Source organism: Paludifilum halophilum (assembly GCF_002245355.1).
GTDB classification, from domain to species: Bacteria; Bacillota; Bacilli; order Thermoactinomycetales; family DSM-45169; genus Paludifilum; species Paludifilum halophilum.
Window position 1 is genome coordinate 179,713 of the sequence record NZ_NOWF01000002.1, and the last position, 22,425, is coordinate 202,137.

Consider the following 22,425-nt stretch of genomic DNA (forward strand, 5'->3'; position numbering starts at 1 on the left):
ACTTACTGCAGGCCGCCACCCAGTTGCTGTTCGGCCAAAGAAACCAGGCGTTTCGTAATTTCACCACCTACAGAACCGTTGGCACGAGACGTAGTGTCAGCACCCAGTTGAACACCAAACTCGGAAGCGATTTCGAACTTCAGCTGATCCAGGGCTTGAGCAGCGCCGGGAACCAGCAGTTGGTTCGTGTTCCGCTCGCGTACTTGCTGTTGTTGTTGTTGGACCATTCTCGGTTTCACCTCCTTGTAGATGGTACTCTTATCATGCATTTGACCGGCAACCCCAATGCGTGTGAATTTCTGGGAACGAGTGAGATCAAACGGCTCATCGATCCCTCTGGTGAAGAAAGCCGCTTCCGCCCAAAAATAGGCGATTTCCCTATTCACATCCGTCTAGAGCCGGCCATAGGATATTCCATATCCGCCCAGTCATACACAAAGGGGTGTTAACAAAATGCAACCGTCCTTTAACCCGTTCAGAGATCAGGTACGAAGTTGGCGACCCTATATCAGTCCCTTTGATCCCTGCCCTCCACAACGAGTCAAGTATTATGTCGTACCGCCCAATCAGTATCTCGGGTTTCAGCCGCCCTGTCTTCCACAATTTCCTCCCCAGCTGGCCTTAAAATACGGAACCCTGTGGCCCATTCTTTACAGTCCATACAGAAAAACGGCTCATACAAAGGGTGTGGAACATGAAAGCTGATTATTATCGACTCCTGGAAGAGTTACAAGCCATTGATTTCGTTCTTGTGGAATTGAATCTGTATCTCGATACGCATCCGGGCGACCCTCAAGCCACCCAGCAATACAATAAGTACTGCCGAATTCGTGATCAGTTGAAAAAGCAGTATGAGGCCCATTTCGGACCGCTGCAACATTTCGGACGCAGTTGTATGGACCCCAGAGGCCAACATTGGAACGAACCCCCTTGGCCCTGGCAGGTATAACCTTCACCTCCAAGGAGGTATTCATCGATGTGGATTTATGAAAAAAAACTGGAATACCCCGTCCGTGTCAGTAAATGCAACCCCCGCCTGGCTAAATTTCTGATCGAGCAGTACGGTGGAGCCGACGGAGAACTGGCGGCGGCTCTCCGCTATCTGAACCAGCGTTATACGTTGCCTGATAAAGTAAAAGGTCTGTTAACCGATATCGGCACGGAAGAGTTGGCACACTTGGAAATGATCGCAACCATGGTTTATAAACTGACCAAGGATGCCACTCCGGAACAAATGAAGAAAGCGGGTCTGGGAGCTCACTACGCGGACCATGACAAGGCCCTTTTTTATCATAATGCTGCCGGAGTTCCCTTCACAGCGACTTATTTCCAAGCCAAGGGAGACCCCATCACCGACTTGTACGAAGATATCGCCGCCGAAGAAAAAGCCCGTGCCACTTACCAATGGTTGATCGATATGTCCGACGACCCGGATATCAACGATGGCCTTCGATTTTTACGGGAACGGGAGGTGGTTCACTCCCAACGCTTTCAGGAAGCGGTGGAAATACTTAAGGAACATCGGGATAGTCAAAAATATTTTTAATCGAAAAACCCCCCGTATCCCGGACCGATACAGGGGGTTTTTCCATATTCCTTCTATCGATAACAGCGGATCATGAAATCCCTTTCGTCATCTGGTGCCACTCCATTTTCAATTGTTCGATTTCTTCCTGAATTACATGCTGTTCCAAAAACTCATGGCGTTCAACCGCCTGTCTGTACTCCTCTTTCTTTAATTTCATTTTGTTTTTCAATTCACGCAATTGGTCTTGCACGGGACAACACCTCTTTGCTGTGAAAAAAGTTGATGTTATATAAATACCCCCTTTTCCCTTTGGTAAACTTTTTTCACCATGCTCCTTTTTCTCGAACCGATTCGGGATTCAATCGCTGATCGGTTTCACAAAACAAACTGCCCATCCCGAGGAGGGCAGTTTGCTGTGATCGACCCTATGCCTGATCCTTCGATTTCACCACGGTGGTACCGGAATTTCGAAACTGACGAACCAACACCGATGTGCGAAATAGTTGGTACATTTTAGACGCATCCACCGCAGTCCACAAGCGCGTCCCGGCTGTAATCGTACGTTCATCCCGAAAACGGATGTAATCATATTTTTTCAACTGCGCCAACACCTCTTGCCATTTTCGGGCGGATCCTAAATGCTCCTGAAAAAGACGATATACTTCATCGAACCGAACACTCCGTTCCCCATTCTTTTTTTTCATGTCCGGGTCCAGCTGGGGATAGATCAGCAAACCCCATAAAACGACTAACGATGCCCGGGAAGGATCATCCCAGTCCCGGTGAATAGGGCGGTCCTCACCGATGTTGTCGTGTTCCCTTCCGCTTGAAGAAAGTCGTGATGTCAATAGAGAACTGATTTTGCCGACGGAACCGTTTTCCATTTCCCTCCTCCTTCCCTGCTTGCTGGAGTTCGTTTTTCTATAACAAATCTTTTATGTATAAATGTTCCATTAGTATATTTATCGCCAGCGAAGAGTTGGTTTATACTATAAAAAAGCTCTGTTTCACCTTTTTTCCTCATTCCCTCTCTTCATTTTTCCCCTATCACGATTTTCTTTTAAATAGTTAATTAAGGGTTCTTAAGCGAAAGTTTTTTACATGGAAAGGGTCCCTTTGTTTAAACCTTATACAAAAGGGTACATTTTCTAACTTTTTGGTGGAAAACGGGATTTCTTTTCTGTTATATTAGTAAATATAGAAGTTTAAAAACGGGGGGGAGAGGGAGGAAATGTTCGATACAAAAAAAGGGAAATATACGGACGAAGAGAATGAACGAATTATTCGAACAATAAATAAAGGCTTGGAACAGGGAATGCGGGAACGGGAAATCCTAAAAAATTTGTCTGTAGAACTAAATCGAGGGTTTGCAGGGATTATGTCCCATGTCAGAAAATTGCGGAGTGAATTTCCTGAACGTTTTATATCGAAGGGAAATTCCGGAGAACGCACTCCGGAAAGCCGATTAAACAGCTGGTCGGAGTCGGAGGAAGAAGTGGTCGTCGAACGGGTTAACCAATACATGGATCAAGGAAGGTCCCTCTCCTCCGCCATCGCCGAGCTGGAAAAAGAACTTCACCGGACACAGGGGGCCATCTATCAACGGATTTATACCTTGCGCAGAAAACATCCCGAACGTTTTACCCGAATGCCCGAACCCCGCCCCCGACGTCGCCGAAAATTGGAAAATTGGCAGATCCAACGGCCGGTCATCCGCGACTTAGACGGAAGCTCTCCGGAAGCGCTCGGCCAGAAAGAAACAGCCGCCTCACTGGAGTCGTCAGCCGCATTGTCTGAGGATCGGGAAAACCATCTGGAATCGGATGTTTCCGAAGAGGAAATGGTCATTAAAGCCTTTGAAAACCGTTACGGTCGTCCCAATTCCGCCACGAGGAGAAAATTGTTGAACCTGATGAAAGAGTACGGGCACACCCGGGTTTCCATCGCTTTGTTCACCCTCCCGGAGGATAAAGAATTCCCGGCGGTCATCACCGGCTTTTTAGAAGATTATCTGGAGAAAAACAAACTGTTTTAACTGGAATAAAAAAGAGCGCGGGGTCTTTAGACACCCGCGCTCTCCTCATCCTCGGAATTTCCCCGGAGTCGAACCGGAATACTGGCATTCAGCACCGTAGTATTATCCTGTTGCCTCGACTGGGGCCGGATCTCCACTTGCCCGACCACGTCGTATCCAAAATCGTCACACAGATCAATCAATCTCACTTGAAATTGCTTTAATTTGCGTTCATCGATATCCGACCGTTGATAACTCAATACCAGCGACAAACGGTTGTCCGCAGTCGCCGCCGTCGGACGCTCCTTCTCTTTACCAAACATATTTAAAAACGCCACAGCATTCACCTCGATAGTTGATCAAGCGATGTGAAAAATTCGCTTGATCCGATTGATGAGGCTCGTTTCCTCCATTTCCAGGAAGGGAACTTCTTCCCCGTGAATTCGGCGACCGATGTGATTAAATGCACGACCCGCCAACGACTTGTCATCGAGTACCACCGGTTCCCCCGTATTGGAAGAACGAATAATACGCCGATCCTCCGGAACGACCCCCAGTAAGTTGATAGCCAAGTGGTTCTGTACCCGTTCGACACTTAACATATCCCCATCCTTGATCATCCCCGGCTGAACCCGATTGACTACGAGGTCGATCTGATCCAAATCCGCCGATTCCAACAATCCGATCACCCGGTCGGAATCCCGAACCGAGGGAATCTCCGGGTTCACTACCAGAATCGCCCGATCGGCAGGGGCGATTGCATTGCGGAAACCGCCTTCGATTCCGGCAGGGGAATCGATCAAAATAAATTCAAATTCATTGCGCAACTCGTCCACCAACTGCTTGATCTGTGCCGGTGTGACCTCTTCCTTGTAGCGGGTTTGCGCCGCCGGTAGCAGTGCAAGATGAGGATACTCTTTATGGCGGACCAAGGACTGGCGCAGTTTGCTCGTTCCTTCGATGACGTCGATCAGATCGTAGACGATCCGGTTTTCCAAACCCAGCATCAGATCCAGCTTTCTGAGGCCGATATCCGTATCCATCACGCATACCTGCCTGCCCAACTGCGCAAGTGCCAGCCCGACAGAGGCCACCGTCGTCGACTTTCCCACCCCGCCTTTGCCACTTGTCACCGTAATCGCTACGGATTTCTGCTCCATAAATCTTTGCCCCTTTCCCTTTGCCCATTCTATCTGTATAGACAGTTCGCAGGGGAAACCATTCCCGGTTTGTTCCACTATGTCGATGGATGGTCACATAAGGTATTTCGTATTTAAATAAAAATTCCAATGATTTTGTTTTATTGACATAGCCCAACAAGTTTCCCTATTATTGTATCAAAAAAATGCCTAAAAAAGAAGGGAGTGGTTCATATTCGGTTTCACCCTGTGTCCGAAGAATGATGGTGATCGCTTGCAAACCGGTCCAATTCCTTCGTCAGTAAGTTCCAGACGAATGCCACGGCCGCGGCGTCATCTCCGTAACCCAACAAAGGAATGAAATCCGGTACGACGTCACTGGGCAAAATAAAGTATAACAATGCCGCACCTGCCAACGCTTTTTTCGCCCGACTGGTTTCAGGATGTCGAAAATACTCGTAAAGCAAATTCAACTTATCGATAATCCGTCCGATTCCACCGACTCGACGAACCTTGTCGTTAAATTCATCCAAAATTTTTCGTTTCCCCGCAGGAGTATCCGCTTTTTTACGTAAAGATCCCAGTAAATGGACGACTTTCTCATTCGTAGTATCAGAAGACATGACCATGATCACTCCTTTCCGAAAAGATCCACCGCCAATCACCACGCTTTTTTAATCATAAACATGTTTGTGACAGTGGGGACAAACCTCCGTATCTTCCTTCACCCTGTTTCCGCAATGGGGGCAAATGAAGATCGCTTCCATGTCAATCCAGTCATCGGCCGCTTCCATTTGTTCCTCTTCCCGATAAACGTTTGCCCCTTCGCCGGTCAACCGGTTGCCAGATTGAAAACGGGCATCGGATGAACCTATCTGATAAGCATACTCTCCATCGTTTGGGCTTTGGCCGGTCTGAAACGGTCCCTGTTCGACGGTTCCCGCCGGCTCCGCGCTTTCCTGAACCGGATCCGATGACTCGACGGCATTTTGTTGCCTTCTCAGCTCCATCAGCCGATCTTCCAATTCAGCGATCACTTGACGCAAATGGTCGATCCGCTCCAAGGTCTCCTGAGTCTGCTCAGTCAATTCCACCTTTTTTTCTTTCTCCCATAGGCTATAAATTTCCCGGCCGAGCCGGATGTAAAGTTGTTCTTCTGTCTCTTTCCTTCCCCGGAGCGTAAGGGTTAAACGGCTCATATCCAGCATCTTGCGGGATTTTTGGCTCGTGGATTCAATCCCTTTTTCCAATTTTTGCTTAATATCCGTTAAAAAACTCACAGGTACTTCTCTCCTTTGATGATACCGAAATGCTACACTCTGACACAGAGTGGGGCAGGAAAACGATCCCTTCAGGCAACTTTGATCTACGTTGAACCGTTGCTGGGTGGTCGGGCCGGTAAGCCGCCTCCCCTCTCTTGCCAAAAACGCATAGCGAGACCCGGAAGCGAAGCGAAGAGGCGAGACTTGTGCCCTTCGGGTGCATAGCGAGACCGGGAGCGAAGCGACCTTGGGCGAGTCCTGTACTGGTGAGTGCAAAGGATCTACGATGGCCTACCTCCTCCCTCACTCGATTTCCGGATGGGGGACGATGCAAGTTCAGTTCTTCATCATTTCTTTTTATTTTACGATGAAATTGTGTTTTCTTCCAGGAGGTTGAAACGATCTTTACATAGAAAAAGGATTGGGATTCATGAACTTCCCGTAATTATTCTCCCGAATCAACGGATCCCATATAAAAAAGCTCCGGTTTCCCGGAGCTTGCTTCACTATTAAAAATCATCAGGGCCGAAGTCACCCGGAAACGGCCCATCCCAAGGTTCCGGACCCCAATCCCAGCCCAATCCGTCTATATCCGGTCCGGGACCGGGGCCGAATCCTCCGAGTTCCGGATCGAATCCAGGTCCAGGACCAGGGCCGGGGCCAGGACCGGGACCAGGACCGAATCCGGGACCGGGACCCGGCGGTCCGCCGAATGCCCCCGCTCCTCCCGGTCCGAACAGTCCCCCTTTACCTATCCGACCCGGGCCGCTAAAACCTTTTCTGCCAAGACCTTTCGGCCGAGGAGCAAAACCGGGTGGTCTTTTTTTACCAAATAGGCCGAACATCTCCCTATCTACCCCTTCCGTGTGGATTAACGACAAGGCCCAGACTTCTGTCTCTGACCCTCACCCTATATCTATGCTCTAGGGGTTTCCCGCGAGTGGACCACCCGCGAGGAACAGGTGCGGATTTTTCAAATCCTTGACCACTCCCCATGCCTAAAGGCAGGGGATTCTTGGGTAATCTCCCGCAACTGGGAGAAATGGACCAAGCTCAAACCGTGAGCCCCACGGCGATGACTCTTAAACCTTCTTGCAGAATGTTTTTGGCGGCGTTGATGTCCCGATCGTGATGAGCACCACATTCTGGGCATGTCCAATATCTCAGGTTTAGATTTTTTACGTCTCTGTTTCTATTCCCGCAGCAGGAACAGAGTTGGCTGGAAGGAAAAGTTCTACCGACTTTGACAAGGGTTCTTCCAAACCATGTAGCCTTATACTCCAACATGGCGGCAAACTCAGACCATGACGCATCGGTGATGGATTTTGCCAACTTGTGGTTCTTTACCAGGCTTTTGACTTGCAAGTCTTCCAAACAGATCCCTTGGTTTTCGTGAATCAGTTTGGTGGACAGCTTATGTAGAAAGTCACGCCTTACGTTGACGATCTTTTCATGAATCTTTGCCACCTTGACTCTGGCTTTGTGCCAATTGGAACCGCCTTTTTGACGGCGGGACAGGATTCTTTGCCAGTGAGCTAATTTCTTTTCGTATTTTCTGAAGTACTTCGGTGCGTTTACCTTCGTTCCATCCGAGAGGATTGCAAAGTCTTTCAAACCCAGATCCACCCCTACCGCTTTCTCACGGTTGACGGGAACATAGGGACAAGCATTCATTTCACAAAGGAGAGAAACAAAGTATTTCCCCGATGGATTTCGACGGATGATGGCAGAAAGAATCCGCCCCTCCACTTCACGAGACTTCGCAAATTTCACCCAGCCGAGCTTGGGGAGCTTCATTTTGTTTCCCGCTACTTCAATCGTAGGTTTCCCGTTTTTCGGGTAGTTGCACTGGCTGGTGTAAGACTGGACGGGATTTTTTCTGCTTTTGAAGCGGGGACGGTCATTTTGTTTCTTGAAGAAACGGGAGAAGGCATCTCCCAGATTTTTTAATGCGTTTTGCAGGGAGGTAGAGTCCACTTCCCTTAACCATTCCCGTTCTTTCTTAAGTTCAGTGAGCAACTTGGAGCAAGCGTTGTAAGTCAATCCTTTCCCCGTTTGCTCGTACTGTTCATTCCACTTTGCCAGAAAGGAATTAAATATGAACCGGCTGCAACCAATGGATTGGTTGATGAGAGTCGCTTGTTCTTTGGTTGGGTACAAACGAAACTGAAATGCCTTGTACATGGGTTCACCTCCTTGTTTGAGTCTCCATGTACTGCTTGATCACTTCCAGGGTGACCGTTCCAACGGTTGCAACAAAATAGGAGTTTGTCCAAAGGGATGGGATTCGTGATTTCAAATGCGGAAATTCCTGTCTAAGGACTCGCGATGTGTACCCTTTGAGATGCTTGACTGCCTTGTGTATGCCAAATTGAGGGTCACATTGTATGAATAAATGCACATGATCGGGCATGATTTCCATACGGGAAATCGTAACTTCCAGCTCTCTTGCTTTTTCTACGAACAGCTCTTTCAGCCGATCACTTACAGGCGAAACCAGCACTTTTCGTCGATACTTGGGACAAAAAACAACATGATACTTGCAGTCGTACACGACATTTCGATTACTTTGAACCGTTCTCAAATTCATCACCTATTGCCAATTTTACAACGAACATTAGATAGATTCAAGATATCTAGTTAAACAGGCGCAAAAAAAGAGAGCAAAAGATGGTCAGGCTTGCGAGAGGAGGAAAACCAACCCCCTCCCTCGCCTGACGCTCACTCTCATCCCCATAGCTGAAGCTAGAGGTTTTCTCGCTCGCAAAGATATAAAAAAAGAACCCCGGTACGGGTTACCGGGGTGTAGCTAACATTTTCCGAATGGGTCACGAAACTTTGTGAGAAACAGAAGCATCGGCCTCATTTTTGGAAGCCTTATAAGAAGAGACCGGGCCACCGAGACCGAGCCGCAACCACCAAGCGCCCAGTAAAAGCATGCCGGCGGTCACGATAAACAATCCCCGAATCCCGATCAAACCGGTCAGAAAACCTCCGGTAATCGGCCCCAACATATTTCCCAGGAAAGTGGCGCTGGTACTGTAACCGTAAGCCGTACTCTCTTTACCCACCGGAGCATGCCGGCGGATCAACGCATTCAGAGAAGGAAGCAAGCCTCCGACGCACAATCCCAGGAAGAAACGAAGCGCCAACAACTGCCAGACGTCAGCCACCACGGAATGCGGGATAAAGATGACAGCGGCTCCCAGCATGGAGAGGAATAAAACCTTTTCCGACCCGTACCGGTCACCGAAACGACCCAACCAAGGAGAAGCCAGCATATTGGCCAAACCGGTGAGAGCCGTTACCAAACCGGCGAAAAAGGCAATATAGCCTCCGGGGGCACCCAGGTTCGATACGAACAAGGACATCTGAGGCATCGGGGCCAACATGGCAAACTGCAACATGAAACCGACGGTGAAGAGAATCAGCAACGGTCGCTGATGCAGGATAAAGGAACCCTCGGCAAAGAATCCGGGCCGCGTCTGATTCCGGTCGGGCTTCACTTCCTCTTTGACCAGAAACAAAACTACAAAGGTGGCGATGGCAATGGTGACACTGGTGAAAAAGAAAATCGTGCGGAAAGGCATGACTTCCGCCAGCAGCCCGCCGATAAAAGGGCCCATGATATTGCCGGCAACAGCGCCTGATTGAAGCATTCCCAGGGCATACCCCGCCTTCTCTTTCGGGGTATTCGTCGCTGTAAGCGAGATGGAGGCAGGGATAAATCCGGAAATCGTCCCGTTTAACAGGCGTAAAAACAGGAGCTGTAAGGGACTGACCGCCATCCCCGTCAACAGGATAACGATCGACATGCCGAATCCCGACCGGAGTACCATAATCTTTCGACCGACTTTATCGGCCAGACTCCCCCAGACCGGAGCCATCAAAAAGGCGGACAGGAAGTTGATACCAAAGATGAGCCCCGCCCACATCTGGGTTTTTTCGGGATCGGTCACTCCCATCTCCTTCAGATAAAGGGGAAGGAAGGGAATGATCATACTCATCGCACCCATGACCAAAAACTGGCATACCATTAAAATGTATAAATTTCGTTTCCAAGACTCCATCGTTCTCTCTCGCTCTCCCTCCTACTCATTTCCCATTGACATTTCGTATAACAGAAGTTCCATATAGCGAAATATACAACCAAAAAAAGCTGCCTCGTCCGTTCACCAGGCAGCGACTTCTCGTTCAGCGTTTCATCAAGCTCATTTCATTCACTCGTTATTCCTGTTTATGAATGGAATTCCGTAGCCAACTCCCGACGAAGAGAGCGCTCTACCCGAGTGACGAAGGGCATCCGCTCGATCCGTGGAATCATCCGGTCGGCTTTCCGTCCGTCGATATAAAGAAACACATACTTCAAGCGCTTGGATACATAGTGAATATTGCCCATGCGCCCCAATGAACGGGCTGCCTTGAGATCCTTAACCCAAACAGCCAAGCCGAGCCGTTCCGCGATCTCAATAGACATGAACCGTATCTCCTTTTCCTCGGGGTTGAAAAGGTGCTTACTTCCTAAGAAAACAACTCCTCAACGGGATTGTCAAACTTCCTTGAAGAGAATTTTTCTGGAACCTTTTTTCTTACAACGTTAACAATATCTCTATATATATGGTAGCACGCTTTTTTCCATAAAGCAAACCCGCGTCGTTTTCGCCCCGGGCGGATTCCGATGTTACAATGGGCCGGGGAGGGAACAAAATGCTGGAACGAATGCGCGATCGACTTATCCGACGGCTGATATCCGCCGAAACGTGTCTGAAAGTGACTTCCCGTACTTATGCGGGAGTTCCCTTTCTGTATATCTTGCCCGGGAAATCCCAGGACGAGAAAAAGATCAGCCAGTCCATCCGTCGCACGGCGGCTCATCTTACACGGCATACGGAGCTTTCCTGGGAGTGCAGCTATGTCCGAACCTCGGGCGAGGAATTGGTCTACCGGTTTCGGTTTTTGTATCCCGACCAAAAGAGTTTTTGTTGCGGAAATCAGTGTTCCGACTGTGTCCTTCAGCGCCGACAAACAAAGGGATAACCTTTTTTACCCGCAGCCTTTATTGGCCTTTTTCAGCTCTCTGGGATCGTTGATGGGTACTTTGATCGAATCGGAAACAGAACGAGCAAGCGTACGACTCACCTCGCTCAGCAGATCATCTAATTTTTCTTCGATCTCCAGATACTCGCGAATCTTGGGGTGCTCCTTCATATGTTTGAGAAAAGCCTCCGCCTCTTCCTTAGCGGCGTGGTAGTCGGGATGGAAATGGCCGAACCGCTGGCAATCCTCGAAGATCTCCTTTTTCCTTTGAAAACGTCGGATCAGCTTTTGCGCTTCCTCATCCTGACCCAATTCACTTTTCAGTTCCAAATAACGGTGCACTTCGGCGGATTCATTGATTCGATCCGCCAGGTTATATGCTTCAAGTACTAAATCTGCCATATTTAACGAACTCACATCGATCCCTCCAACCTTATCTTAACATATAAGGAATTTATCTTCACACAGGGATCCGGGAAAAATGCCTTCATGATCCATTGAATGTTGCCGGAAAAAAAGACCCGCCAACCCCCTGGGGATACCCAGGAATCCGGCAAGCCATGAACATAAGGAGTCAGACGATCTGTTTTCCGGAACGCTCCGTATGAAGGACAACCGCCCGGATCGCCTGCTCCACAGCCCGGTCGATCCGCTCCGGAGTCCAAGCGCGTTCCGTGTCCAATACACGCAGTTTTTTAAATTTCCCCCTGGCGTTGATCGGTTCATGGTCCGAATTCTTTTCGATCAAACCACTACCGCCTTTCTGCCGTCAGCGTCCTTCGCCAAACGCTGTATCCGGCGGGTTTTCAAAATTCGGGCCGCCACCAACAACAGATATTTTCTCTCTAACATTATATCATTTGACCACTCCCCATGCCTAAAGGCAGGGGGTTCTTGGGTAATCTCCCGCAACCGGGAGAAATGGACCAAGCTCAAACCGTGGGCCCCACGGCGATAACTCTTAAACCTTCTTGCAGAATGTTTTTGGCGGCGTTGATGTCCCGATCGTGATGAACACCACATTCTGGGCATGTCCAATATCTCAGGTTCAGATTTTTTACGTCTCTGTTTCTATTCCCGCAGCAGGAACAGAGGCTGAAGCTAGGGGTTTTCTCGCTCGCAAAGATATAAATCCCGGCGAAGGCGAGATGGTCGACCCACACCCGGCGAATATCCTCCACAAACAGTGGCGTTAAAAATAACACCGTTACCCGTGTGGCCCCATAGTTGTACCATTCGCCCAACCTTCCCGTCCACATGACCAGGGAAGCGAAAAAGGCTCCAATGAATTTCCACACAAAATCTCCGCTGAAACGGGGGAATGGCTCCGCTTCGCGCCTTCCCCCCCGCTCTGCAGGCAATGGCTCCATCAACTCCCCTCCCCTGTACTCTTTCGCGCTGGGGAAGGAAAACCCTTCCTTTCCTCTCGAACGATCGATCGAGGAAAGTCCCGATCATCCGCAGATTACAGCTCTTGCCAAGGAGGGAGAATTTGCACCGCCCGGACACGATCCAGGTGAATCCGCTCCGTTTTACCCGTGTCATTCACTCCCTCCGCCATCCAGAATCCACCGATGCAAGCCAAACGTCCGGGGGAAAACCGTCGATGCCCCCCTTCCCGATCCTCCCACTTCAAGTCGAGGCGCATTTGGACAGCTTTGCGAAAAATATCCCGAAGGGTGGAGGGATGGTACGGGCGAAGCGCCGAACTCCACATCCGGGGCAAATGTTGAAAACCGGGAACCGCATCTTCCACTTGAGGAAAGCCGCTGACAGTATTCACAGGCAAGTCCGCCGATTTCCCTTCCCATTCCTCAACAGTCAAAATCGGTTCCCGGGTATCCAGCCACCATGGGTCCTCCGCCTCTTCGCTCAACCGAGAGGAAAATCCTCGTTTTTCCAGCCAATCACGAAGGCCTTCCATCTCTTCTTCTTCAACCAGAAAAGTTCCGGAGGCTCCCACCTGTTTCACACGGGCCTCAACCTCGGGATTTTGGATTAACTCCCGCCGAATCCGATCTTCCCGGATTTCCATCAACCACACCCGGCGAAACGAAATTCCTCCGCCCCGATCGGCCCATTGGCGAACACCGTTTTCCACATTTTTCGGTAGCTTTTCTGCAGACAGATTTTGCAGGGTTTCGATCATTCTTTCCCCGGTCAGCCCTTGATCCACCCCTCGACAGACGGAATCGGCATTGAGATCGTAAACTTGAATTTGTTCTCCGCCCATCCAGTCGGCAAATTGGGCCAATACCCACCGCTGGGATGGGGGAAAGGAAACCGGGACCATCACCTCAAAGTCCGGTTTCACAACCCCTTTCAGCCGGGACTGTTCCCCGGGAACATCGGGGAAAAGGGAGGACCAGCGCCATACACTCTCTTTACGATCCCGTCCCGTTTCCATCCACCCCATAGCAGCCAGGGGACGGATCCATCTCTTTTCCAAATCCTCCGCCAAAGCGCTGACTTTTCCCATGGCTCCGGCTTCCGCCTTCCAGTCCAGCACCCATTGTCTGAGAGCGACAGGATTTTTCCTCCCCCGCCGTTCCATCAACCGCCACAGACTGTCCCGTTCCGGACACGGCCCCAACAGTCGGTCCCGAGAAAACCGATATAGAAGTTCCGTTCGCTTTCCCCATGAAAGATGCAACCAGCTGTGCACACGTTCCGCCTGCAGGGACAGACAACCTTGTTCCTCCCGAACCAGTCCCAGCCATCTGGCGGCATCCAGAACCATTGAAACCACGGGAAAGGCGTCCCCCTCTCCCCAGACGGTCCCGGCCAGATCATCGGCGTCCGCCTCCAGCTCCGCATCCAGCTTCTGCAACATTCGCCTGTGAATCCGGCCTTCCTTTGTCAGCGTCACTTTTTCCCGGTTCACCAAGATAAGAAAATGAAAAAGGAGGTTCCACAATCCATTTCCCGAGGGAACTTCCCATTCCGACTCACTGGCAATCCCGCCGTCTTCCTCCCAAACTGAAGAAAGGAAGGCTTGACGAACCTCATCCGGGCACCAAAAAACCGGGTTTCCCCGGGGCCGTTGCAGCAAAAAGCAGACCCCTTTCTGCCGCAGCAGCGTCAAACCGAGGCGAAGACGGGCCGGTGACAGATTCCCCTTTTCCCAGACGGGATCCTGATCATGGAAGGGACGACAACCGATATGGAAGACGATTTCCTTTAAAATTTGCCGTTCCAGGCAGGTCCATCCCTTCATTTCCCTGACCAGCTTTTTTCCATCGGTCAAAGGCTCAGCCAGGGAAGATGGAGCGGAACTCTTCAACCCCCGACAACGGGCGATTTGCCGGCGGTCTTCCTCCGACATGGCATGAAAACACGTTTGAAGGGAGGGTAACATTCAGATCAACTCCCACTGTTCTGCATCGACGATGGTATACCGATACCCTTGCTCCACGAGAAAAAGCTGTCGGTTCAACGCATAATCCTGATCCACGGTGTTCCGGGTGACAATATGATAAAAATGAGACTGGTTTTCTCCCTTCTTCGGCCTCAGGATGCGCCCCAACCGCTGTGCCTCCTCCTGTCTGGAACCGAATGTCCCGGAGATTTGTACAGCGACACGGGCATCGGGCAGATCGACGGCGAAGTTGGCCACCTTGGACACGACCAGCACCGAAATCTCCCCCTTCCGAAATCGTCGGTACAGCCTCTCCCGCTGTTGCTGCCCCGTCTTTCCCGTGATCAGCGGAGCATCCAGCCGTTCCGCGATCTGTTTCAATTGGGACAAGTACTGTCCGATGACAAGCACTTGATCCTCCTCATGCCGCTGAAGGATGGACTCCAATACGTTCAACTTATCCGGATTTTCCGCCGCGATCCGGTATTTTTTCCGTTTACCCGCCTCCGCATAGATATGGCGGTGTTCCCGGGCCATCGGCGTCCGGATTTCGGTACAGGAGGCTCCCGCAATCCACCCTTTTTCCTCCAGCTCCTTCCACGGGACGTCGTAAATTTTCGGGCCGATCAAGGAGAAAACATCCTCCTCCCGTCCGTCTTCCCGGACTAGAGTCGCCGTAAGACCGAGGCGGCGTCTCGCCTGCAGATCGGCGGTCGCCCGGAATACCGGGGCCGGAAGCAAATGAACCTCATCGTAAAGGATCAGCCCCCAATCCCGACGATGAAAGAGCTCCATATGGGTAAAAGGCTCTTCCTGACTCGCGCGGTGCGTCAAAATCTGATAAGTAGCCACTGTCACCGGTTTCACTTCCTTAAGACTGCCTGTATACTCCCCCACTTGCTCCTCGCTCAGATCGGTTTTATCGAGGAGTTCACGGATCCATTGCCGGACAGAAGTCGTGTTGGGAGCCAGAATCAGCGCTGCCCGACCCACCCGCTCCAAAGCCGCCAATCCCACAATCGTTTTTCCGGCTCCGCAGGGAAGAACCAACACCCCGTTTCCTCCTTCGGGGGATCCGTTCCTGTAAAAAGCCTCCACAGCTCTTTTCTGATAATCCCGGAGAACAAATTCCGCTCCGGATCGACTGGGATTCCGCAACTGAAGGGGTAGGGGCTCTCCTTGTGTGTAACCGGCGCGGTCATCCACCGGATATCCGTATTTGATCAATTCCTGCTTGATCGGCCCCCGCTGATCTCGGGCAAATAGCAGACTCCCATCGGCCATCGGCTCCGCCCGCCTCCGAACCGATGGCAAACGGGCGACCTCGCTCAACAATTCACCATCCCGGGAAGTCAATACGACCTTCTGCCCCCGGGGTTTCAGGCGCAATTGTCCGTAACGGGAAACCGTCTTCTCAATCTCCTGCTCCAAAGACAAAGGGAGAGGAAATTTACTGTTGTCCGTCAATACCTCCACGATCTCTTTTCCGGACATTCCTGCAGCGGCGGCATTCCACATAGAAAGAGACGTGATTCGATATGTATGGATATGATCCGGACACTTGACCAGCTCGGCGAAAGCGGATAAACGGTCCCGCACCTCTTGAAACCGACGGTGATTTGCTTCCAACAATACCGTCCGATCGCTTTGTACAATCAGAGGCCGTTCCCAACAGGATTCCATGCTTTTTCCTCCTTCTCATTGCCCCTTCAAACAGCTTTGATCCGTTTTTGATCCCTGTCCGGGGGCGTAGGCTATCTTTGATCTCTTGCAAAGAATGCACGGATCTCCCGCCCCTCCCAACTGAGTTGTCAGATGGGGTCCATTTTCTATGGTTTGCAATAAGAGACAAAACATGACCGGGACCGACGGATTATGGTAAAATGTTCAAGTAAAGCTTTCCCTTTCGATCAAGGACGATCGCAACTATTTTGACTTTTCTCCCGTCCAAATGGATGAAAAAAGATGGAAGCACGGGAGGAGATCCATGATGCGCTTACGGCAGGTGAACAGAATCATGCTTTTGGTAACCCTTTTGATCGGACCGATCGGCTGTGGTACCTACCTTTCTGACGACAGCCGGGGGGACCGGATTAGTTCGGCGGAGGATGATAATCTCCCCACCGAGCTGTCCTTCCAACAGGAAAAAAGGAACGGGCTCCCCGATCCGGTAAAGGACGAACTGGAAAAGATGGAAAACAAAAATCCTAAAACCCCCTCCCACGCCGAGGTTCAATGGGACGGAAAAACCTACCTCATCCTGACAACCGGGCAAAAATCCACTGGAGGATACACCATCCGTATCGGGAAGGTGGTACGTCTCGGAAATACAGTTCAAGTAAATGCCGAGGAAATCCCTCCTCCTGAAGACGCCCTGAACATCCAAGCACTTACCACCCCAACAACCGTCATTTCCATGAATCCTCCAGGGGAAAATGTCGAGTTCCGCTTGTCTGTCTCGAAGAGGGAAAAAAAATCGGAGGAAAAAGATCAGTCGGTTACCCGGCAAACTCTCTCCGGCTCCGCGGATCAGCTAAAGATACGTCCCGAGCAGGATTCTTCCCTCCCTGATCGAGTCCGAGAAAAAGCGGAACAACTCCGTACACGGGAAGGCGGCGGAAAGGCGGTCATCCCGCAAGGGGAACGGACCTACTTCATCATCGCTCTGGGAGAGCGGAAAACCGGCGGATATCAGGTGGAGGTGGAGGATGTAGTCCGACAAGGGTCTGAAATCCACATCTTCGCCAGAGAAGTCTCCCCCGATCCCGGGATGATGGTTACTCAGGTCATCACCTATCCGGTACACATCGTCTCCATTCCGCGTCCGGAAGACGATCCCGACTACCATTTCCACCTAGGAAAAAACACATCTCCATCTTTTCCCGGAAAGGATTCTTGACAGGAAAACCCGCCCTTGCGAAGGGCGGGTTTTCGATATGGGAGCTTCCACTCAGGCACGGCGCCGCGGCTCGTTCCTGTCAGGCTCCCGCTCCGGTTCGCCCCCCCGCTCCGGCTGCTCCGGCGAAGTGGTGATCGGTTCCCGCGGAGTGGTGATCTCCGGCTCCCGGCGCGGAACTCCGACATCAGGTACACGCATGCACTCTCCCTCCTTCCACCACCTCTACCGTTAGGGTATCCCCCAGCTCGCCGGCTCACACGAACTTTCTTCCTCCTGTTTTTGGTTTCAACAAAAAACCCTTCCGACCATGCGGAAGGATCATGGCAAGGAAGGGAGGAAACCGCAAAAAAGGGTTCCCATAGTATATATGAATTCCCGGCACACCGTATGCCCTTTTCGCCTCGAGCATTTTAAAGGCGATAGGAAGGAAACACTTCTGCCATAATAATCATATCCGACACGTCCGAGGGAAGTACATATGGAGATTGACGCCGCAAGGAGTTATTTCGCTTTCAGTCTTTCTTCCTCCGTTACGGACCCCTTCCAGAAAAGTCGATTTCCCGAATCCAAGGAGACTCCGGCGATTCCGGCGATTCCCACAAAGGGCAAGGATTAAAATCCGATGACGGTCGGGAAGGCTTTTGAGCCGGTCTGTAAGAAAGCATCGGTTCCCATCGGGTCGGACTACAAGGACTTAAGGGCGGATACTGCACTGTCATCGTCGATCTCGATGGCGGCGGCCCAGCAAAAGCAGGAATCCACGGTCCGCCCCACGCGCCGGTATGGAGCGGAAATGGAACTCCGGGCATCCGTTCCGGATAAAATGAACCCGGAGGAGGCGGGTACAAGGGAACACTTCCGGCCGCCCACCGGAACATGCCGCTTCGGATCTCCCGTTTTTTTCGGAGATACCATCAGGATCCCCCTCGTCGAAAAAATCATTTTCTCCATGGATATGGAGCCTGTTTTCGTCCTATGCCGAAACGACTGTTCCGGAATACGCCCCGCCTTTATTTTCAAGGGGGAAACCTTCTGTTATGATAATGAAGGTTTGACAACGGAGAGAAAGGAGGAAACCGACATGTCTGATACGGATGAGCGGCAGCATGAGATTGATTTTAACCAAATTCAAATCGCGCTTCAGAAACGAGAGAAAAAATATCTCCGCCCGCTGATTGAGGAGTTACAACCCTACGACCTGGGACAGATCTTTTTTCGCTTGAGCAAGATCTACCGCACTCCTTTCATCAATATGCTCGAACCCGAGGAAATCGCAGAACTGCTGGAGGAACTGGAACCTGATGAACAACATGAGGTTCTGAACAACCTCGGAGTCGACAAAGCGTCCCAGGTGTTGAACCGCATGTCCTCCGACGAAGTAGCTGACATGATGGGAGAACTGGAGGATCACAATGTTCAATCTCTGCTGAAGACCATGGAACGGGATGAAGCGGACAAAGTACGAGCCCTTCTGCATTATCCCGAGGATACCGCCGGCGGAAAGATGACCATGGAATACGTCAGTGTGTACGATTACTACACGGTGGAAGAGGTCATCCAATATCTTCGCCGGGAAGCACCGACAGCGGAGACGGTTTATTATGTATACGTCATCGATGCCGAGGACCGGTTAGTAGGTGTCGTTTCCCTCAGAGAACTGCTGATCGCCCAACCCGAAACCCCCATCACCGAAATCATGTTTGAAAGAATTATCTCTGTCACCGCCGACAGGGACCAGGAGGAAGTGGCCCGAGTTATGGAGCGGTATGACTTCCTGGCCATTCCGGTCGTCGACAGCGAAAAACACCTGCTGGGAATTATCACTGTGGATGATGTGATCGACGTCCTGATCGAAGAGGCCCAGGAGGATATCTCCAAACTGTCCGCCGTCGGGCAGACGGAAATGGATGTCTTGATCCATCCGTTTTCATCCGCGCGACGTCGGATTCCCTGGTTGGTGCTGCTCCTCTTCATCGGAATGTTGACCGCCAGTCTGCTCAGTTCCTTTGAGAAAACCATCGAACAAGTGACCATCCTCACCCTGTTTATGCCGATGATCGCCGGTATGACCGGAAACACGGGAACCCAATCGCTCGCTCTCGTCATCCGGGGCCTTTCCTCCGGCCAGCTGACCCGGGATAAATACAAGCAGATATTGAAACAGGAAGGAATCGTCGGTATCATTATCGGAACGGTGTGCAGTTTCCTGATCATTACGATTATCACTGTATGGAAAGGGGACTTCTCCCTGGGACTGATCGTCGGAGCTTCCCTCTGGTTCACCCTTCTGTTGGGTACTTTGGCCGGTACATTGATCCCGTTGTTACTCCATCTGCTGAAGGTGGATCCCACAGTCGCCTCCGGCCCCCTGATCACCACCTTGAATGACGTCTTTTCCCTCACCATTTATTTCGGTTTCGCCACCCTGTTTATCAAATACCTTCTCTGACCCCTCTTTGTGAGGGGTTTTTTCGGTTTTCTAATGACTTATTCGATCAAAAAATGAGGCAACGGACGGTTCCCACCGATCCGCTGCCTCCGGTTACGGGTTTTAAGCGATATCGTACCCTTGATCTTCGACGGCTTCCTTCATTTGGTCCGTATTGGCTTGGCTTTCATCATACTGGACCGTTGCCGTTTTTTCTTTCAAATCCACTTCCGCTTTTTTAACACCTTGGACCTTTTCCAGAGCCCCTTTGACTGCTTGCTTACAGTGATCGCAGGTCATGCCTTCCACTTTCAGCGTTGTGGTTGCCAAAAATCTCACCTCCTTATTCGGATGGCATCGGCCGAACCCGTTTTAACCGCAGAGCATTGCTTACGACAGACACGGAGCTGAAGGCCATGGCGGCCCCAGCCACCCAGGGGGCGAGTAAACCGGCGGCGGCTACCGGAATACCGACGGAGTTGTAGAAGAAAGCCCAGAACAGGTTCTGCTTGATGTTGCGCATCGTCAGCCGGCTCATCCGAATCGCTGCCGGAATTGCCCGCAGATCATCGCTCATCAGCGTCAAATCCGCCGCTTCCACCGCTACATCGGTACCGGTTCCCATGGCCATTCCGATATCGGCGGTCGCCAAGGCCGGAGCATCGTTGATCCCGTCACCGACCATCGCCACCAGTCGGTCTTCGTCCTGCAGGCGGTTCACTTCTTTCGCCTTATCTTCCGGCAACACTTCCGCCCGGATGTGATCGAGACCCACTTGATCGGCGATAGCCCGGGCCGTTCGCTCATTGTCCCCGGTGACCATCCACACTTGGATCCCCATCTTATGCAATCGGTCGATCGCTTCGGCGGAGGTTTCCTTCACTGTATCCGCCACCGCGATCAGACCGGCGGGTTGCCCGTCGACAGCGACCAACATGGCCGTTTTCCCTTGATCCTCGAAGGATTCTTTTTCCTGTTCCAGTCGATCAAAGGCGATGCCCCTCTCTTGCATCAACTTCCGTGTACCGATCCATACGGGCGTTCCATCCACTTCCGCCTGAATCCCGTGGCCGGGGATCGCCTCAAAGCGGTCAGAGGTGAACAGCCCCATCCCGCGGTCCTCCGCCGCCTGGACGATCGCCTGGGCCAGGGGATGCTCGGACGCTTTCTCGGCGGAGGCGGCCCATTGCAGCAGGGCCTCTTCGGTCCAATCCGCAACGGGTCTGAGATCAGTTAATTCCGGTTCTCCTTTGGTAATCGTCCCGGTTTTGTCCAATACCACGGTATCGATATGGTGAGCCCTTTCCAGATACTGTCCGCCTTTGAACAGAATTCCGTTTTCCGCACCTTTTCCAGTCCCCACCATGATCGAGGTGGGTGTGGCCAGACCCAGGGAACAGGGGCAAGCGATCACCAACACCGCTGTCATATGGATGATGGCCGATTCCAAGTTGCCGGGGGCAAGGAAAAAGTACCACAACAGGAACGTAGTCAGAGCGATCCCAATGACAATCGGAACAAAGATGCCTGCGATCCGATCCGCCAACCGTTGGACCGGTGCTTTCGCCCCTTGGGCTTCCTCAACAATTCGAATGATCTGAGACAGGGCGGTCTCCCTTCCGACTTTAGTCGCCCGGAAGGTGAGGGTTCCGTTCTTGTTGAGCGTCGCTCCGATCACTTCGTCCCCTTCCGCTTTGTCGACAGGAATGCTTTCACCCGTCAGCATCGATTCGTCGACTGCCGAATGCCCTTCCAGCACCTGTCCGTCCACCGGGATCTTTTCCCCGGGGCGAACCCGGATCGTATCTCCTTGTACCACTTCCTCGACGGGAACTTCCACTTCCTTACCATCCCGCAAGACTACGGCTTTTTTCGCCTCCAGGTCGACCAGCTTTTGAATCGCTTCTGATGTACGCCTTTTGGCCCGGGCTTCCAACAGTTTCCCCAGCAGGATCAGGGTAATGATAATCGCCGCCGTTTCAAAATACAGTCCCGAACCTCCGGCGAGAAGGATGTAAAGGCTGTAGAAATAGGCCGCCGATGTACCCAAGGCAACCAGAACATCCATATTGGCCGACCCGTTTTTCAGGCTTTTATAGGCCCCGCGATAAAACCGCCATCCGGCGTAAAACTGAACCGGCGTGGTCAAAAGCAGTTGAATATATCCGTTGGTAAGAAAGTCGGGAACCAGAAATGCAAGCGGCTCCCACATTTCCAACATGGTCCATACCAACGGAACGGTCAGCAGGGCGGCAATAAAGAACAAACGTTTTTGCGTATCAATCTCTCTGTTCCGTTGTTGTTGCGGGTCGGCCTCCTGTTCCCGCAAACGGGCATCATACCCCAGGTCCTTCACCTTGTTACGGATCCTTCTGAGATCCACCGCCTGGGGGTTAAATGTGACACTCCCCCGTTCCGTCGCCAGATTAACCCGTGCTTCAATGACTCCGTCCATCCGGTTTAATGCTTTTTCGATGCGGGTGGCACAGGTGGCGCAGGTCATGCCTTCGATGTTTAATTCCGCTTGATCGGTTTGGACGTCATATCCCAAGTCCCGGATCTTTTGGGTAACCCCCTCCGGTGTCACCCGATCGGGGTCATAGGTGAGCGAGGCCTTTTCCGTTGCGGCATTCAGGGCGACATCCTCCACACCTTCCATCCGGGACAATCCCTTCTCAATCCGGCTGGCGCAAGAGGCGCAGTGCATTCCCGTAATACCCAACTCCAGGGTGTGCTTCGACACGGAAATCACTCCTCTCT

Annotated in this window: 26 protein-coding genes; 7 read left to right on the forward strand and 19 right to left on the reverse strand. The window is 51.5% G+C overall.

Annotated elements, in window-relative coordinates:
- Window positions 1–2: 2 nt before the first annotated feature.
- Window positions 3–227: an alpha/beta-type small acid-soluble spore protein gene (locus tag CHM34_RS03715; protein ID WP_094263516.1), complete on the reverse strand. Its 225-nt coding sequence runs from the start codon at window positions 225–227 to the stop codon at window positions 3–5.
- A gap of 226 nt (window positions 228–453) precedes the next feature.
- Here CHM34_RS03715 and CHM34_RS03720 point away from each other — a divergent pair, with 226 nt between their 5' ends.
- Genes CHM34_RS03720 through CHM34_RS03730 form a run of 3 tightly spaced genes read left to right on the forward strand, consistent with a single transcriptional unit; the run spans window position 454 to window position 1,546 of the window.
- Window positions 454–705 carry a spore coat associated protein CotJA gene (locus tag CHM34_RS03720; protein WP_094263247.1) on the forward strand — a complete coding sequence of 84 codons (252 nt, stop codon included), beginning with the start codon at window positions 454–456 and terminating at the stop codon, window positions 703–705.
- Window positions 686–949, forward strand: coding sequence for a spore coat protein CotJB (locus CHM34_RS03725; protein WP_439116306.1), 264 nt, complete (start codon window positions 686–688; stop codon window positions 947–949). Before CHM34_RS03720 ends, CHM34_RS03725 begins: the two co-directional genes overlap by 20 nt.
- Before the next feature lie 27 nt (window positions 950–976).
- Window positions 977–1,546, forward strand: a complete 570-nt coding sequence (locus CHM34_RS03730; RefSeq protein ID WP_094263249.1) for a manganese catalase family protein — start codon at window positions 977–979, stop codon at window positions 1,544–1,546.
- 70 nt (window positions 1,547–1,616) lie between these two features.
- On the opposite strand, the gene CHM34_RS19205 is transcribed toward CHM34_RS03730, so the two are convergent.
- A complete protein-coding gene (locus CHM34_RS19205) occupies window positions 1,617–1,778 on the reverse strand; it encodes a hypothetical protein (protein ID WP_169713569.1) in 162 nt (53 codons plus the stop codon).
- Window positions 1,779–1,953: 175 nt separating this feature from the next.
- Window positions 1,954–2,412, reverse strand: a complete 459-nt coding sequence (locus tag CHM34_RS03735) for a hypothetical protein (RefSeq protein WP_094263250.1) — start codon at window positions 2,410–2,412, stop codon at window positions 1,954–1,956.
- Between the two features lie 347 nt (window positions 2,413–2,759).
- Between CHM34_RS03735 and CHM34_RS03740 the strand changes: the two genes are divergently transcribed.
- A complete protein-coding gene (locus CHM34_RS03740; protein ID WP_094263251.1) occupies window positions 2,760–3,563 on the forward strand; it encodes a hypothetical protein in 804 nt (267 codons plus the stop codon).
- A 26-nt stretch (window positions 3,564–3,589) separates the two neighbouring features.
- On the opposite strand, the gene CHM34_RS03745 is transcribed toward CHM34_RS03740, so the two are convergent.
- The 8 genes from CHM34_RS03745 to CHM34_RS03785 form a co-directional block, all read right to left on the reverse strand.
- Window positions 3,590–3,880: a cell division topological specificity factor MinE gene (locus CHM34_RS03745; RefSeq protein ID WP_094263252.1), complete on the reverse strand. Its 291-nt coding sequence runs from the start codon at window positions 3,878–3,880 to the stop codon at window positions 3,590–3,592.
- 21 nt (window positions 3,881–3,901) lie between these two features.
- A complete protein-coding gene (gene minD / locus CHM34_RS03750; RefSeq protein ID WP_094263253.1) occupies window positions 3,902–4,702 on the reverse strand; it encodes a septum site-determining protein MinD in 801 nt (266 codons plus the stop codon).
- 221 nt (window positions 4,703–4,923) lie between these two features.
- Window positions 4,924–5,304 carry a YkvA family protein gene (locus CHM34_RS03755; protein WP_169713570.1) on the reverse strand — a complete coding sequence of 127 codons (381 nt, stop codon included), beginning with the start codon at window positions 5,302–5,304 and terminating at the stop codon, window positions 4,924–4,926.
- Between the two features lie 51 nt (window positions 5,305–5,355).
- The gene (locus CHM34_RS03760) at window positions 5,356–5,961 is read right to left on the reverse strand and encodes a zinc ribbon domain-containing protein (RefSeq protein ID WP_094263255.1); all 606 of its coding nucleotides are present in this window, start codon (window positions 5,959–5,961) and stop codon (window positions 5,356–5,358) included.
- A 1,035-nt stretch (window positions 5,962–6,996) separates the two neighbouring features.
- Complete coding sequence (gene tnpB, locus CHM34_RS03770) at window positions 6,997–8,127, reverse strand: IS200/IS605 family element RNA-guided endonuclease TnpB (RefSeq protein WP_094263257.1); 1,131 nt, start codon at window positions 8,125–8,127, stop codon at window positions 6,997–6,999.
- Window positions 8,128–8,131: 4 nt separating this feature from the next.
- Window positions 8,132–8,533 carry an IS200/IS605 family transposase gene (gene tnpA, locus CHM34_RS03775; RefSeq protein ID WP_094263258.1) on the reverse strand — a complete coding sequence of 134 codons (402 nt, stop codon included), beginning with the start codon at window positions 8,531–8,533 and terminating at the stop codon, window positions 8,132–8,134.
- Between the two features lie 238 nt (window positions 8,534–8,771).
- Window positions 8,772–10,013: an MFS transporter gene (locus tag CHM34_RS03780; RefSeq protein ID WP_094263259.1), complete on the reverse strand. Its 1,242-nt coding sequence runs from the start codon at window positions 10,011–10,013 to the stop codon at window positions 8,772–8,774.
- 167 nt (window positions 10,014–10,180) lie between these two features.
- On the reverse strand, window positions 10,181–10,420 hold the full coding sequence (locus CHM34_RS03785) for a YlbG family protein (protein ID WP_094263260.1): 240 nt from the start codon (window positions 10,418–10,420) through the stop codon (window positions 10,181–10,183).
- Window positions 10,421–10,650: 230 nt separating this feature from the next.
- Here CHM34_RS03785 and CHM34_RS03790 point away from each other — a divergent pair, with 230 nt between their 5' ends.
- Window positions 10,651–10,980 carry a hypothetical protein gene (locus CHM34_RS03790; protein ID WP_094263261.1) on the forward strand — a complete coding sequence of 110 codons (330 nt, stop codon included), beginning with the start codon at window positions 10,651–10,653 and terminating at the stop codon, window positions 10,978–10,980.
- 6 nt (window positions 10,981–10,986) lie between these two features.
- On the opposite strand, the gene CHM34_RS03795 is transcribed toward CHM34_RS03790, so the two are convergent.
- The 5 genes from CHM34_RS03795 to CHM34_RS03815 all read right to left on the reverse strand — a co-directional run bounded on the left by CHM34_RS03795 (window position 10,987) and on the right by CHM34_RS03815 (window position 16,021).
- The gene (locus CHM34_RS03795) at window positions 10,987–11,397 is read right to left on the reverse strand and encodes a YlbF/YmcA family competence regulator (RefSeq protein WP_240511858.1); all 411 of its coding nucleotides are present in this window, start codon (window positions 11,395–11,397) and stop codon (window positions 10,987–10,989) included.
- Window positions 11,398–11,554: 157 nt separating this feature from the next.
- Entirely contained in the window at window positions 11,555–11,728 is a 174-nt protein-coding gene (locus CHM34_RS19210; RefSeq protein ID WP_169713571.1) for a hypothetical protein, read from the reverse strand.
- Between the two features lie 184 nt (window positions 11,729–11,912).
- Complete coding sequence (locus tag CHM34_RS20325) at window positions 11,913–12,350, reverse strand: zinc ribbon domain-containing protein (protein ID WP_439116307.1); 438 nt, start codon at window positions 12,348–12,350, stop codon at window positions 11,913–11,915.
- Window positions 12,351–12,445: 95 nt separating this feature from the next.
- The gene (locus CHM34_RS03810) at window positions 12,446–14,338 is read right to left on the reverse strand and encodes a helicase-associated domain-containing protein (protein ID WP_094263263.1); all 1,893 of its coding nucleotides are present in this window, start codon (window positions 14,336–14,338) and stop codon (window positions 12,446–12,448) included.
- On the reverse strand, window positions 14,339–16,021 hold the full coding sequence (locus CHM34_RS03815; protein ID WP_094263264.1) for a DNA repair helicase XPB: 1,683 nt from the start codon (window positions 16,019–16,021) through the stop codon (window positions 14,339–14,341). It lies immediately after the preceding gene.
- Window positions 16,022–16,325: 304 nt separating this feature from the next.
- Here CHM34_RS03815 and CHM34_RS03820 point away from each other — a divergent pair, with 304 nt between their 5' ends.
- On the forward strand, window positions 16,326–17,237 hold the full coding sequence (locus tag CHM34_RS03820) for a protease complex subunit PrcB family protein (protein ID WP_169713572.1): 912 nt from the start codon (window positions 16,326–16,328) through the stop codon (window positions 17,235–17,237).
- 51 nt (window positions 17,238–17,288) lie between these two features.
- Here CHM34_RS03820 and CHM34_RS19215 read toward each other — a convergent pair whose 3' ends face one another.
- A complete protein-coding gene (locus CHM34_RS19215; protein WP_169713573.1) occupies window positions 17,289–17,435 on the reverse strand; it encodes a hypothetical protein in 147 nt (48 codons plus the stop codon).
- 424 nt (window positions 17,436–17,859) lie between these two features.
- Between CHM34_RS19215 and mgtE the strand changes: the two genes are divergently transcribed.
- A complete protein-coding gene (mgtE, locus tag CHM34_RS03825) occupies window positions 17,860–19,686 on the forward strand; it encodes a magnesium transporter (RefSeq protein ID WP_240511859.1) in 1,827 nt (608 codons plus the stop codon).
- A 102-nt stretch (window positions 19,687–19,788) separates the two neighbouring features.
- Here mgtE and copZ read toward each other — a convergent pair whose 3' ends face one another.
- Window positions 19,789–19,995 carry a copper chaperone CopZ gene (gene copZ / locus CHM34_RS03830; RefSeq protein ID WP_094263266.1) on the reverse strand — a complete coding sequence of 69 codons (207 nt, stop codon included), beginning with the start codon at window positions 19,993–19,995 and terminating at the stop codon, window positions 19,789–19,791.
- 13 nt (window positions 19,996–20,008) lie between these two features.
- On the reverse strand, window positions 20,009–22,408 hold the full coding sequence (locus CHM34_RS03835) for a heavy metal translocating P-type ATPase (RefSeq protein WP_094263267.1): 2,400 nt from the start codon (window positions 22,406–22,408) through the stop codon (window positions 20,009–20,011).
- Between the last annotated feature and the right edge of the window lie 17 nt (window positions 22,409–22,425).